General features: G+C 66.6%; 12 protein-coding genes. 2 read left to right on the top strand and 10 right to left on the bottom strand.

Annotated features, from left to right (window positions below; all coding sequences use genetic code 11):
- Window positions 1-59: 59 nt before the first annotated feature.
- The 6 genes from ACSQ3D_RS24730 to fliF are packed head-to-tail and all read right to left on the bottom strand — an operon-like array spanning window position 60 to window position 6,677.
- Window positions 60-1,355, bottom strand: a complete 1,296-nt coding sequence (locus tag ACSQ3D_RS24730) for a flagellar hook-length control protein FliK (protein ID WP_436128606.1) — start codon at window positions 1,353-1,355, stop codon at window positions 60-62.
- A 5-nt stretch (window positions 1,356-1,360) separates the two neighbouring features.
- On the bottom strand, window positions 1,361-1,822 hold the full coding sequence (gene fliJ / locus ACSQ3D_RS24725; RefSeq protein ID WP_056420008.1) for a flagellar export protein FliJ: 462 nt from the start codon (window positions 1,820-1,822) through the stop codon (window positions 1,361-1,363).
- 32 nt (window positions 1,823-1,854) lie between these two features.
- On the bottom strand, window positions 1,855-3,249 hold the full coding sequence (fliI, locus tag ACSQ3D_RS24720; RefSeq protein ID WP_436128605.1) for a flagellar protein export ATPase FliI: 1,395 nt from the start codon (window positions 3,247-3,249) through the stop codon (window positions 1,855-1,857).
- Entirely contained in the window at window positions 3,239-3,982 is a 744-nt protein-coding gene (locus tag ACSQ3D_RS24715; protein WP_436128604.1) for a FliH/SctL family protein, read from the bottom strand. The genes fliI and ACSQ3D_RS24715 overlap by 11 nt, the downstream gene beginning before the upstream one ends.
- On the bottom strand, window positions 3,966-4,961 hold the full coding sequence (gene fliG / locus ACSQ3D_RS24710; protein WP_056420012.1) for a flagellar motor switch protein FliG: 996 nt from the start codon (window positions 4,959-4,961) through the stop codon (window positions 3,966-3,968). The genes ACSQ3D_RS24715 and fliG overlap by 17 nt, the downstream gene beginning before the upstream one ends.
- Window positions 4,962-4,988: 27 nt before the next feature.
- A complete protein-coding gene (gene fliF / locus ACSQ3D_RS24705) occupies window positions 4,989-6,677 on the bottom strand; it encodes a flagellar basal-body MS-ring/collar protein FliF (protein WP_056420015.1) in 1,689 nt (562 codons plus the stop codon).
- 177 nt (window positions 6,678-6,854) lie between these two features.
- Between fliF and fliE the strand changes: the two genes are divergently transcribed.
- On the top strand, window positions 6,855-7,166 hold the full coding sequence (gene fliE / locus ACSQ3D_RS24700; protein WP_010466044.1) for a flagellar hook-basal body complex protein FliE: 312 nt from the start codon (window positions 6,855-6,857) through the stop codon (window positions 7,164-7,166).
- Window positions 7,167-7,565: 399 nt separating this feature from the next.
- Here fliE and ACSQ3D_RS24695 read toward each other — a convergent pair whose 3' ends face one another.
- The 4 genes from ACSQ3D_RS24695 to ACSQ3D_RS24680 form a co-directional block, all read right to left on the bottom strand.
- Window positions 7,566-7,865, bottom strand: coding sequence for a flagellar protein FliT (locus ACSQ3D_RS24695; protein ID WP_056420017.1), 300 nt, complete (start codon window positions 7,863-7,865; stop codon window positions 7,566-7,568).
- A 3-nt stretch (window positions 7,866-7,868) separates the two neighbouring features.
- Window positions 7,869-8,327, bottom strand: a complete 459-nt coding sequence (gene fliS, locus ACSQ3D_RS24690) for a flagellar export chaperone FliS (RefSeq protein WP_056420020.1) — start codon at window positions 8,325-8,327, stop codon at window positions 7,869-7,871.
- 63 nt (window positions 8,328-8,390) lie between these two features.
- Window positions 8,391-9,824 carry a flagellar filament capping protein FliD gene (gene fliD / locus ACSQ3D_RS24685; protein WP_056420022.1) on the bottom strand — a complete coding sequence of 478 codons (1,434 nt, stop codon included), beginning with the start codon at window positions 9,822-9,824 and terminating at the stop codon, window positions 8,391-8,393.
- Window positions 9,825-10,055: 231 nt separating this feature from the next.
- Window positions 10,056-11,546, bottom strand: a complete 1,491-nt coding sequence (locus tag ACSQ3D_RS24680) for a flagellin (protein ID WP_056420025.1) — start codon at window positions 11,544-11,546, stop codon at window positions 10,056-10,058.
- A gap of 322 nt (window positions 11,547-11,868) precedes the next feature.
- On the opposite strand from ACSQ3D_RS24680, the gene ACSQ3D_RS24675 reads away from it, so the two are divergent.
- Window positions 11,869-13,359 carry a flagellin gene (locus tag ACSQ3D_RS24675; protein ID WP_436128603.1) on the top strand — a complete coding sequence of 497 codons (1,491 nt, stop codon included), beginning with the start codon at window positions 11,869-11,871 and terminating at the stop codon, window positions 13,357-13,359.
- The last annotated feature ends 63 nt before the right edge of the window (window positions 13,360-13,422 follow it).

Below are 13,422 nucleotides of genomic sequence, written 5' to 3'. Positions count from 1 at the left end.
GCGGCCAGACCCGGGCGCGGCGGGCGGCCAGCGCCCGGCCCCAGGCGCGCGCTAGCGCCCTACACAAAGATGTCGACCGCGCGCTCCGGCGAGCCGCCGCTGCGCTGCAGCGATGCCGTGCCCGCTGGCGCGGTGGAGATCACCTGCCCCTGGCGGGCGCCCTCGCGCTGGCGCTGCTGTTCACCCGACCCCGCGTCCGCACCCTGGCCGGCCGATGTGCCGACCGACATGCCCGACAGCACCAGGCCCTCGCTGCGCAGCAGGTCGCTCAACTGCGCCATGCTGCGGTCCAGCATGTCACGGGTCTGCGCCTGGTCGCTGCGGAAGGACACGTGGGCTTCGTTGCCCGAGAGCGACACGGACACCTCGACCGGCTGCCCATCACCGGTGAGGGTGAGTTCGGCGTTTTGTGTTTTCTGGTGGACCCAGTAAGCCACCTGGTCCGCCACCTGCTCTTCCAGACCGGCCTGGGCCGGGTCGGTGAACACGGTGCCATCGACGGCGCCCGCCTCCTGCGGTCCACCGGTCGACATGCCGTCGCCCCATGTGGTCGCACCCTGCTGTCCGTCACCCGCACGGCCCCCCGAGGACTCTGCGCTGCGCGCGGACGCGGTGGCCGCGAGCAGGCCATCGACGGCCGGCGCACCCGCCTCCCAAGCCCCGAGGCCAGGCGTACCGGCAGTGGAACGCTCGCCCGCCGCGGCGCCGGTCACGCGCTCGCCCACGGCCTGGAAGGCGGCTGCGACCGTGGGCGTGAAGGCCTGTGGCGACAGTTGCAGCTTGCCGCCGTCGACCGCCGCCGACCGGCTGCCCAGGGATTCGATGGATTCCGTCTTCTGCGCCAGCGCATTGCTCTGCATGCGCGAGAAAGCCCGCCCGAACCCAGGTGCCGCACCCGGCTGCTGGCCTCCCTTGAGGTCACCGGAGGTGTCCAGCATCGTGGTTTCAGCGACCAGGCCTTGGGGGACGCCGTCTGCACCCGTCAGCGCACCCGCCAGCGGATTGGCGCGCCCGCCCCCCCCCAGCACGGCGTCCGCGGCTGCAAGGCTTGCCGTGTCGCTCGCGGCGTGTCCTTGGGCCGATGGCCCCCCCAGCAAGCCCTGCCACGCCGCCATCGCGGCAGCATCGACCGCCTCCTTGCCTGCGTCAGGCAGCAAGGCGGTGGCGTCCTGGTCCGCGCCCACCGTTCCCAGCGGAGCCCCTTCCAGCGGCCCATCCCCCAGCGCAGCCAGCAGCGCCAGGAACCCGCCCGAGCCTGCGGCGTCCGTGGTGTCGGTCCCCTGCGCGGCAGACCGGGGCCGTGCAGCGTGGGCCGGCTGCGTGCCTTGCGGTGAAGAAATTTTTGTCGGTTCCATGCTTGCTACTCCTGGCCCACCGAACTGCGGCTCGCGCTGCTGTACTGCAGCGCGGCCCGCTCGTCGGTCTGTTTCTGATCTCTTCGTGTCTGCGCCAGCTCCAGATCGTGGCGGCGCTTGTCGATGACTTTGCGCAGGCTGGCGAGCCGCAGTTCGGCGTCCAGCAAGGCGCGCCGCGCGGCCTCCACCCGGCCTGCGTGGTCCCCCACCACGCCCGTCTGCATGCCCGCGGCATGGCCCAGGCGGTCCATGAACTGGTAGTGGTGGTACATCACCTCCGGCTGCATGGCCGTGTCGGCCTTCATGCCCCAGCGTGCTTCGGTCTCGCGGGCGTAATCTTCCAGCTGATCCAGTTGCGCGCGCGCGGCCTGCTGCGCCGCCAGCGTGTCCTGCAGCACCTTGCGGGCGTCGTCACGCTTGCGCTCGGCAACGTCGATGGCCACGGCGAGGGAGTGGAGGTTGGACATGGTGGGCTACGCAGGGTGATGGCGCAATGCGGTCAACGGTCCAGCACCGACGCCATGCCGCCGACGCTCTCGTCCATGGAGGCGGCCTCGAACATGTCCTGCTGCAAGAAGGCGGCCATCTCCGGCTGCAGGCGGATGGCCTCGTCCAGCGCCGGGTCCGATCCGCTCATGTACGCGCCCACCTGCACCAGGTCGCGGCTCTTCTGGTAGCGCGAATACACGGCCCGGAACCGCCGGGCCAGGTCGAAGTGGTCGCGCGACACGACGTTGTGCATCACGCGCGATGCGGACTGCTCGATGTCGATGGCCGGGAAGTGACCCGTCTCGGCCAGGGCGCGCGACAGCACGATGTGGCCGTCCAGAATGGCCCGGGCGGCATCGGCAATCGGGTCCTGCTGGTCGTCGCCCTCCGACAGCACGGTGTAGAACGCGGTGATGGAGCCCACGCCGTGCAGGCCGTTGCCGCTGCGCTCCACCAGCTGGGGCAGCTTGGCAAAGCACGATGGCGGGTAGCCTTTGGTGGCCGGCGGCTCGCCGATGGCCAGCGCGATCTCCCGCTGGGCCATGGCATAGCGCGTGAGCGAATCCATGAGCAGCAGCACATGCTTGCCCTTGTCCCGAAAATGCTCGGCCACGGCGGTTGCGTAGGCCGCGCCCTGCATGCGCAGCAGCGGCGGCGCATCCGCCGGAGCGGCCACCACGACCGAGCGTGCGCGGCCGTCTTCGCCCAGGATGTCCTCGACGAATTCCTTGACCTCGCGGCCCCGCTCGCCGATCAGCCCCACCACGATCACGTCGGCGCGGGTGTAGCGGGCCATCATGCCCAGCAGCACGCTCTTGCCCACGCCGGAGCCGGCAAACAGCCCCAGCCGCTGGCCGCGCCCCACGGTCAGCAGCGCATTGATGGCGCGCACGCCGGTGTCCAGCGACTCGCGCACGGGGTCGCGGTCCATGGCGTTGATCTGGCGGCGGTCCATGGGCTCGGCCACCACGTCCTGCACGGGCCCGCCATGGTCCAGCGGCAATCCTTGCGAATCCACCACCCGCCCCAGCAGGCCTTCGCCCATCGGCAGGCGCAGCACGCCGGCGCGCTGGATGACGCGTGCCGGCTCGCCCAGGCGGGGAATGGGCACATAGGGGGCCGCAGGCACCACGCTCGCGCCGCTGGAGAGCCCATGGATGTCGCCCGCCGGCATCAGGAAGGCGCGGTCGGCAGAAAAGCCCACCACTTCGGCCAGCACCGGTTCATGCCCGGGCATCTGCACCATGCACTGGGAGCCCACCGGCACGCGGATGCCGACAGCCTCCAGCACCAGGCCCGTCAGGCGCGTGAGCGTGCCACGGGTCTCCAGGGGCGCCGGCTCGGCCACGCGCTCGCGCGCGTCGTCCATGAACCGCGTCCAGGCAGAGGGAGCGTCAACGCTCATCGCCGCCCTCCTTCTCCTGCTGGCTCTCCGGCTCCTGCCACGGCGACTGCAGGCCCAGCGCCGCAATGGCCCGCTGCCAGCGCTTGTCCAGGCTGCCGTCCACCACGGTGCCGGCGGACTCGACCACGCAGCCGCCAGGCGCCACGGCGGCATCCGCCACCCACTTCACGCCCGGCCCGTCCAGGTCTTCGCGCAGCGGCTGCTCGATCGCCTGCATGTCGGCAGGGTTCAGGCGGACCATGGCCGGGCGGCCTTCCGTGACGAGCATGTTCACCGCTTCGCGCACCACAGGCTGCAGTGCGCTGGGGTTGACCGAAAGCTCCTGCCGCACCACCTGGCGTGCGATGTCGCAGGCCAGCTCCAGCAGTTGCTGCGCCATCTGCTGCTGCATGTCGATCAGGCTCGCGTCGAACGACTGCTCCACGCCCTTGAGGCGCTGGGCGGTCTCCGCGCCCTGCTGCGCGATGTAGGCGTCCATGCGGCGCTGCCACTCGAGTGCCGTCTCGGCCTGGGCTTGCGCGAACCCTTCTGCATAGGCATCGTCGCACGCTTGCTGGACGAGGGCCTGCTGGGCCGCTTCGTCCACCTCGGGCGGCAGCTCCGCCACCGCTTCGGCGGGCTCGGGCTCGAGCAGGTCGGAGCCATCCACGGCACCGAACTTCCATTGGGTGAAGTCGCCCACCTCTTCGCTGGGGATGAAGCGGGAGTACGAGCGGCTAGACGAATGCATCATCACCACCGCCTCCGATCACGATCTGGCCTTCGTCGGACAGGCGACGCACGGTCTTCAGGATTTCCTTTTGCTGCGCCTCGACCTCGGACAGGCGCATGGGGCCGCGCGACTCGAGGTCTTCGCGCATGGCTTCGGACGCACGCGAGGACATGTTGGACAGGAACTTCTCGCGCAGCTCGGGCACCGCGCCCTTGAGCGCGACGATGAGCGTCTCGGACGCCACTTCCTTGAGCACGGTCTGGATCGCCTTGTCGTCGAGCTTGAGCACGTCCTCGAACACGAACATCTTGTCCATGATCTTCTGGGCGAGGTCCGGGTCGTATCCGCGGATCGATTCGAGCACGACGGCGTCCATGTTGCCGCCCAGCAGGTTGATGATCTCAGCCGCGGCCTTGACGCCGCCCAGCGAGCTCTTGCGGATCTTGTCGCCGCCGGCCAGCACCTTGAACAGCACCTCGTTCAGGTCCTTGAGCGCCGTGGGCTGGATGCCCTCCAGCGTGGCCACGCGCAGCAGGATTTCACTGCGCTGGCGGTCCGTGAGGTGCATGAGGATGCCCGATGCCTGGTCGCTGTCCAGGTGCACCAGGATCGCCGCCACGATCTGCGGATGCTCGTTGCGCAGCAGTTCGGCCACGGACAGCGGGTCCATCCACTTGAGGCTTTCGATGCCCGAAACGTCGCCGCCCTGCAGGATCCGGTCGATCAGCAGCCCGGCCTTGTCGTCGCCCAGGGCGCGCTTGAGCACCGCGCGCACGTAGTTGCCGGTGTCGGACACCAGCAGGCTCTGCGCGGACGCGGCGTTGGAGAACTTGTTGATGACCTGGTCGACCTTCTCGCGCGAGACCGACCGCATGCGGGCGATGGTCTCGCCCAGCTTTTGCACCTCCTTGGGCGAGAAGTGCTTGAAGACCTCGGCAGCCTCTTCTTCGCCGAGGGACATCAGCATGATGGCGGCGTCGTTGAGTCCTTGCTCGTCCATGGTGGTCGTCCGGAATGAATGGGTTTATCAGGCGGGGTCGCCGTTGAGCCACGACTTCAGGATGTTGGCGACGGCCACAGGATTTTCCTTGGCCAGCACGCGTGCATCGTCCAGGCGCAACTGCTCGGGCGTTGCAGGCAGCACCTCGTCCTTCTTGTTCGGCGCCGGCAGCGCGGGGCGCTCGGGCGTCTCCGACTCCAGCGCATCGAGCTGGCCACCGGCCGCAGCGACGGGCTGGGGCTTGGCGGCAGTGCCGCTCTTGAGCGCAGGACGCACCAGGCCCAGCAGCACCAGGGCCGCGAACAGGACGGCACCCACCGGCCAGGCAAAGGTCTTGGCCAGGTCGATCACCTCGGGCTGCTTCCACAGCGGGGTGTCGTTGACCGGGGTGGCGTCGACCAGGAACGGCGTGTTCATGAGGTTGACCGAGTCGCCGCGCTCCTTGTTGAAGCCGATGGTCTCGCGCACCAGGGCGGTCATCTGCTCGAGCTGCTCGGGTGTCAGCGCCTTGGTGATCGGCTTGCCCTTGTCCTCGGCCGTCTGGTAGTTCACCACCACGGCGGCGCTCAGGCGCTTGACGTTGCCGGTGCTGCCGCGGGTGACGCGCACGGTCTTGTCCACCTCGAAGTTCGTGGTCGACTCGCGCTTGCTGGTCTGCTCTTCGGTGCCCTGCTGGCTATTGCCGGCTGTGGGTGCAGGGTTGGCGCCATTGACGGGCGCTGTGGTCGGGGCGGGTGGCTGGTTCGACACGGCACCGGGCACGCCCGTGGCGGTCTTGTTGGCGCTGCCCTTGCTCTCGAGCACCTGCTGGCTGCGGATGGCGGTGGAATCGGGGGTCTGGTTGGGACGGAACTGCTCGGACGTGGACTCGGTCTGCGTGAAGTCCACTTCGGCCGTCACCTGCGCCTTCACGTTGTTGCGGCCGACCACGGGCTCCAGGATGTCCATGATGCGGCGGGTGTACTGCTGCTCGAGCTGCTGCACGTGCAGCAGTTGCTGCGCATTGACCTCGGTGCCCGTGCCGCCACCGTCTGGCGACTGCGACAGCAGCTTGCCGGTGTCGTCGAGCACGCTCACGGCCGAGGGCGACAGCTCGGGCACGCTGGACGCCACCAGGTGCACGATGCCCGCCAGCTGGGCGCGGTCCAGGATGCGGCCGGGGTGCAGGCTGACCAGCACCGATGCCGACGGCTTTTGCTGCTCGCGGAAGAAACCATTCTGATTGGGCAGCGCCAGGTGCACGCGGGCACCCTGCACCGAGGACAGCGCCTGGATAGAGCGGGTCAGCTCGCCTTCCAGCCCGCGCTGGAAGTTCAGGCGCTCCTGGAACTGGGTCATGCCGAACTTGCTGGACTCCATGAGTTCGAAGCCCGTCACCGAGCCCTTGGGCAGGCCCTGGGTGGCCAGGCGCAGGCGCACGTCGTGCACGCGGTCCGACGGGATCAGGATGGCACCGCCGCCGTCCGCGTACTTGTAGGGCACGTTCATCTGCGACAGCTGGGCGACGATGGCGCCGCCATCCTTGTCGCTCAGGTTGGCGAACAGCACCCGGTAGTCGGGCTGGCGGCCCAGCACGATCGCAGCAATGGCCACCGCGACCAGCAGCGCCACACCCACGCCCAGCCGCATGCGCTTGGCCCTGTCCAGCGTGGACAGCCGCTGCAGCCAGTTCGGGCTGGCGGGAGGATTGAGGGGTATTTCAGCAACTGCAGACATCTTGCGTTCCAGTAAGGAAGGCCCGACGAGGGACCAAAGCGTGGGGTCGATTATTCGGTCCCGCCTCCGAAATGTTCGCTGAATAAGCCGCGCGTTTGGCCATTAATTCCCAGCGATGAACCCCGGCGCGATGGCTAGGATACGCAGCATACCCCTATTCCCCACGGAACCACAGCCATGGACCTTCGCATCTCCAGCTCTACCGCCCCCCTGACGGGCGCGGGCGTGGCGCGCCGTGCTGCAGCGCCGCAAAACGACGCCAACGACGTGGGTTTCTCGGGCGCGCTGAAGGGCGCGCTGCAGTCGGTCAGCGCCGCACAGAACAAGTCGTCCAACCTGCAGACCGAAGTGCAGATGGAAAACCCCTCGGTCAGCCTGGAAGAGACCATGGTGGCCATCCAGAAGGCGCAGATCGGCTTCCAGGCCACGCTGCACGTGCGCAACCGCATGGTGCAGGCGTATACCGACATCATGAACATGCAGGTATAGCAGGGGCACTCCCCTGAGGCGCTGCGCGCCTTCCCCTCGCTCTCACAGCGCTGCGCGCTGTGGGCAAGGGGACGATGCCCTCGCTGCGGGGCGGCCCTTGCTGGGCATCCCTCGCGGGGGAGCGCGCCGGTATCGAACCGTGGGGGCCTACTCCTGATTTCGTAGCTGCTTGCGCTGGTTGGATAAGCGCTGCGGGCACTTTTTACCTCCCAAAATACACGCCACGCTCTTGGTATCGGGGACTTCGTTGCCCATGGAGCCTTCGCGCCAGGAGTCAGGAGCTAATTGCTCTTAATTTGATAGCTGCTTGCGCTTGATAGACAAGCGGTAGCACCCTATTTGGCCTATGAAAAAGCCGACCTCGTAGGGTCGGCTTTGTCTTGGGCTTCAGCACAGGGCTCAGTGCATCATCTGCGGCTGGCCTTCGAACAGGTGTTCGAACTGGGCGAGCCAGGGTTCTGCCAGGCAGCGGATCTGGGCGTCGTTGCGCAGGATGCGCTGCATGATGCGGCTTTTTTCGCGGCGGTGCTCGGGGAGCAGCTCGTGCTCTTGCGACTTGAAGCGCAGTTGCTCGATCAGCACGGCACAGGCGCCTTCGTAGCGCACCACGCCGTCCCAGTCCTTGAGCTTGGCAGCCTCCAGCATCTTGGCACTGCTGTCTTCAATCGCCTTGTAGTAATCAATCAGCATGTGGGACATGACTCAAGCCTCCACCAGCACGGGCTGGCCAGCGGCAGGGGAATTGGCGGGAGACGCGGAAGCCGCGCCGGTTTTCTTGATCTCGCCCCAGCCCTGGGCCACGGGTTCGATCAGGCGCATCACTTCCAGCATGATGGCGTCGTCGTTGCGGGCGTTGGCCAGGATCAGGCGGCGCATGCAGTAGTCGTACAGCGCACCGAGGTTTTCGGCCAGTTCACCGCCGTCCACCTTGTCCAGCGACGTGCTCAGACCTTCTTCGAGGATCCGCACCGCCTTGCCGATGGCGTTGACCTTGCCCAGCACGTCGCCACGGGCCAGGGAGCCCCGCGCGGTGGCGATGGCGTTGAGGACACCTTCATACAGCAATGCGACCAGCTGGTGCTGGTCCATCGTGTGCATGCTGGTCTCCACATTGATGCGCTGATAAGCGTTGGCTGCACGAGGGCTGTAGGCGCTGAACATGCTGACAATCCTTCCGAGGTATTACTTGAGTTATCGGCCTGCGCCAGAAAAACTGAAGCCTCTTTAGCCCGTCGATTTGTTCCAGGCGGCCACCTGCTGCGAGATATAGGTGTTCAGGCCGTTCAAGCTGCTCAGCTGGGTATCGAGCGCGTTGTAGCGCCGCGTGATCCGCTTCTCGAAGGAGTCGACCTTCTCGCTCACGCGGGTCTGGTCCTGCGAGTTGCGCTTGAGGTTCAGCTGCAGCGTGTCGTCCTTGGATTTGAAGAATCCATCGTTGGACAGCAGGTTGGTGGTCAGCGCCTTGAGCTGCACGGCAATGCCGTCCGCCGCGCCGCCGCCGGTATTGCGAAACAGGTTCTTCACATCGTCCGGATTTTCGGACAGTGCCTTGTTCAGCTTGGTGGTGTCCACCGCCAGGTTGCCGCCCAGCTGCTGGGTGATGCCCACATCGGCCAGGCGCTGGAAGGCGCCGCCGCCCGTGGTGACCGACTGGATCGCGTTGCGCAGCGAGTTCTGCAGCGCCACGGTCGTGGAGTCGCCCTGCAGCAGGCCGGCCGACTTGGTCTTGGCGTCGTACTTGGTCGCATCCTGCAGCAGTTCATTGATGGCGTTGTACGCCTTCACGAAGCCGTCGATGTTGGACTGGATCGCCGACTGGTCCTTGCCCACGGTGATGTCGATCGGCGCGGTGGTGACCTGCTCGGCCTTGAAGGTCACGCCGGACACCGTGGACGCGAAGGTGTTCGTCGCGGACGACACGGCAATGCCGTTCACCGTCGCCTTGGCGTCGGCGGCCACGGCCGTCACGGTGGAGCCGGCCACCAGGCGCGACAGGCCCGAGGCATCGGTGTTGCCCGCGCTCAGCGGATCGGTGTCAGCGCCTTCCATCACGCTCAGGCGAAAACCGAACTCCTCGCCCGTGCTCTTGCTGCGCAGCAGCAGACGCTCGCCCGAGGCGTCCGTGAGGATCGACGCCGTCACGCCCGCATTGGAGCCATTGATCTTGCTGGCCACGTCGGACAGCTTGTCGCTCGCACTGACGGTGATATCGACCGGCTGGCCGGACCCGGGCGTGAAAGACGCCGGAGAGACGCTCCACTTGCCCAGCTCCAGGCGCAGCGTACCGGCGCCCAGCGCACCGCCGACCGGCAGCAGTGCCGCTGATGCGGTGGCCTGGGCCTTGGCCAGGCTCTGCACCTCCACGCTGAACGTGGTGGGCAAGGTGCCACCGACAGCGGTGGCGGATACGAATTTGGAATCGGACGAGGTGGTGGAGACACCATTCCAGCCCGTCACGCTGGTCAGCTTGCTCGCGGCATCCTGCAGCGTGGACACCATCGACTTGATCTGGCCGAAGGCGGAAATCTTGGTCTTGACCGTGGCGGCCTCGACACCCAGCTTGGTCAGTGGCGCTTTTTCCAGTTCGACCAACTTGGAAATGATGTCTTTGACATTCAGCCCATTCGTGCCGACACCTACGGATGAAATCGTGGCCATAACAACCTCCTGAACTGGTCCAACGGAAATTATGGCGCCGAATGGCCGCCAGCATCGTCCGTATTCACACCAGGAAACCCGTCTTATCCAGCGGTCCTGGCACCCACTGGCTTGAAGTGCCCGATGGCAGCGAAGCAATCTGCCGCCAAAAAGCCAAATGGCGGCGACAGAAATCTGCCGCCGCCTGGTCCCGCCGGGGCGCTGCAACGCCCCGACCGCCCTACCCGCCGCTTAACGCAGCAGGGCCAACACACCCTGTGGCAGCTGGTTGGCCTGGGCCACCATCGCCGTGCCGGCCTGTTGCAGGATCTGCGAGCGCGACAGGTTGGCCGTTTCCGCGGCGAAGTCGGCATCCAGGATGCGGCTGCGCGAAGAAGACAGGTTTTCCGACGTCACTTGCAGGTTGCTGATCGAGGTTTCGAAGCGCGATTGCAGAGCACCGAGCTTGGCGCGTTCGCCGTTGATGAAGGCCAGGGCGGAGTCCACGGTCTTCAGGGCGTTGGTGGCGTTGCCGAACGTGGTCACGTCCAAGTTGGCCACCGTTTGCAGTGCCGAGCCGCCTGCGTCCAGCTGGTTGCTGGCCGAGGTGATGGCGAAGGACTTTTCCGAGTCCAGCGTGATGTAACCGCCGGTGGACACGTTTTCTGCCGTGGTGTCGGCCGTCAGCGTGCGGGCGGTGCCGTTGCTGGCGCCGGCAGCGTCGTAGCCCGTCACCGTCACGGCGGCAGCGTTGGCATTGGCGGTGTCGCCCACCACGATGTCATTGCCGGTGGCGTTGGTCAGGATCACTTGCGTGCCGTCGGAGCTCAGCGACGCATTGATACCGGTCTTGGCGGTCTGGTCGTTGATGGCGGACACAGCGGCCGACAGGCGGTCGGTGCCGGTGGCGGACGTCAGCGTGAACGACACGGTGCGGGGTGCGCCGGCGTTGTCGCCTTCCAGGGTCAGCGAGTAGGAGCCGGTCGATGCCATGCCGCCCAGACGCACTTCGGTGCGGGCCGTGGCGGTCACGCCAGTGCTGGCCTTGATACCGTTGATCTGGTCGGCCGTGGCCTTGGCGGTGGCGCTGGACGCCACGGTCAGGCTGCCGGTGCCCAGGTAGCCGCTGATGGACACAGCGCCGCTGGTCACGCCGTTGTTCACAGCCGTCGTGCCGCTGGCAGGGGCTTGTGCGCCGATGCCGGAGCCGTTGGAGGCCACGTTCTGGTTGTTGCCGTACACGCTGGTGCGCAGGTTGGCAGTGGCAGCCACGATGGTCTGGTTGGCGTTGGCGCCCACTTGGAACTGTTGCGTACCGAACGAGCCGTCCAGCAGCTTGGCGCCGTTGAATTCGGTGGTTTGCGAGATGCGGTCCAGTTCGGAGACCAATTGGCCCACTTCCTGTTGCAGGGCCTGGCGGTCGCCAGCGCTGTTGGAGGCGTTGGCCGACTGGACGGCCAGTTCACGCACACGTTGCAGGATGTCGCCCGAAGCCTTCAGTGCGCCTTCAGCGGTCTGCGCCAGGGAGATACCGTCGTTGGCATTGCGAACCGCTTGGTTCAGGCCGCGGATCTGGCTGGTGAAACGCTCGGAAATCGCGAGGCCGGCCGCGTCGTCCTTGGCGCTGTTGATGCGCAGGCCCGAGGACAGGCGTTGGATGGACGTGTTCAGCGAGGTTTGGCTGGTGCCGAGGTTGCGCTGAGCGGTGAGCGAGGCGATGTTGGTATTGATGGTGGAAGCCATTGCAAATCTCCAGAAAGAACTGACTGAATATGGCGTTGCCGCCGGCCGGGGTCGCCAGCACCACGCTGGCCTCCTGGGTTCTCCAGCGCTCCTTAGCCTCTGGTGAACGGCGGGCCGCTTACGGACCGTTGCAAATGTTTTCGGGTCGCCGCCGGAAAACTTGAGGGTCAAACGCACAAGTTGTGCGACTTTTTTGCCGCTTATCTCCCCAACGCCAAAAAGTGGCGTCTCCACAATTCGTCCATCGTTCCCCCATTGACAGCCGGACGGGTGCGCTTGAACCGGCAAACAGATCCGTCTTGCGACGTTAAGGAGTTTCGCCATGGCAGCAACCATCAATACCAACATCAGCTCGCTCACAGCACAGCGCAACCTGGGCACCAGCCAGGCGTCGCTGAACACGGCGATCCAGCGCCTTTCGTCGGGCTTGCGCATCAACAGCGCCAAGGACGACGCGGCGGGCCTGGCGATTTCCGAGCGCTTTACCAGCCAGATCCGTGGCCTGAACCAGGCTGTTCGCAATGCGAACGACGGGATTTCCCTGGCCCAGGTGGCCGAAGGCGCCATGGGCTCCGCCGGCAACATCCTGCAGCGGGTGCGTGAACTGGCCGTCCAGTCGGCCAACGCCTCCAACAGTGCCGGCGACCGCCAAGCCCTGCAACAGGAAGTCGGCCAATTGGTGGCAGAACTTGACCGGATTTCGCAAACCACCGAATTCAACGGCCAGAAATTGCTGGACGGCACATTTGGTACGCAGCAGTTCCAGGTCGGTGCCAACGCCAACCAAACCATTGTGGCGGCCACGGCCAACCTGCGCACCAGTGTGTACGGCAACAACCAGAACGTCGCCTCCAACGGCTCCGGCATCGGCGCGCAGGCTGCCGTCAGCGGCACCACGGCCGTCTCCAACGGCGTGACCAGCGGCGCTGTGTCCATCAGCGGCTACCTAGGCACCGGCACCATGACGGTGGCATCGAACGCCACCGCCAAGGCCACGGCCGACCAGATCAACTCCCTGCAGTCCACCACCGGCGTCACCGCCACGGCCCGCACCGAAGTGCGCCTGGCCGGCATGGCATCGGCCGGTTCGTACTCGCTGACGCTGGAAGGCGACAACATCGGGGCCGCCCGCACCGTGTCGTTCACGCTGACGTCCGCCACCGGCACCGACCGCCTGTCGCCCGCGGTGTCGGCCATCAACGAGCAATCGGCCAAGACGGGCATCAACGCCTCGCTGAGCTCGGACGGCACGCAGATCATCCTGACCAACGCCACCGGCAATGACATCGTGATCGGCGACACCGCCAACGCCAACGCGGCCGCTGTCACCGTGACGGGCTACGACGCCGCCGGCGCCAGCAACGGCACGGCCCGCACGCTGACCGCCGACACCACGGCAGAGAACGTCTCCACCGGTGGCTACATCACGCTCGACTCCGAAAAGTCGTTCGCCCTGACCTCGGCCAGCAACCAGCTGGACAACGGCGGCTCGTCGCTGCACACGGTGGCCAACCTGGATGTGACCACCTTCACCAACGCGACCGATGCCCTGAAGACCGTGGACTCGGCCCTGGCCTTCATCAGCGGCGAACGCGCCAAGCTGGGCGCCATGCAGTCGCGCTTCGAGACCAGCATCGCCAGCCTGCAGATCACGTCGGAGAACCTCTCCGCCTCGCGCAGCCGCATCCAGGACGCGGACTTCGCCGCGGAAACCGCCAACCTCTCGCGCGCCCAGATCCTGCAACAGGCCGGCACCGCCATGGTGGCCCAGGCCAACCAGATCCCGCAGGGCGTGCTCTCGCTGCTCAAGTAATTCACCAGCAGCCTGGTGCCAGCCCCTCAGGTGGTGGAACGATGACGACGACAAAGGGGCCCC

The sequence above is a fragment of the Acidovorax sp. LjRoot117 genome, from assembly GCF_964252695.1.
GTDB lineage: Bacteria > Pseudomonadota > Gammaproteobacteria > Burkholderiales > Burkholderiaceae_C > Acidovorax.
The sequence above is the reverse complement of the archived record's forward strand: the minus strand, read 5'-3'. Positions and strand labels throughout refer to the sequence as shown.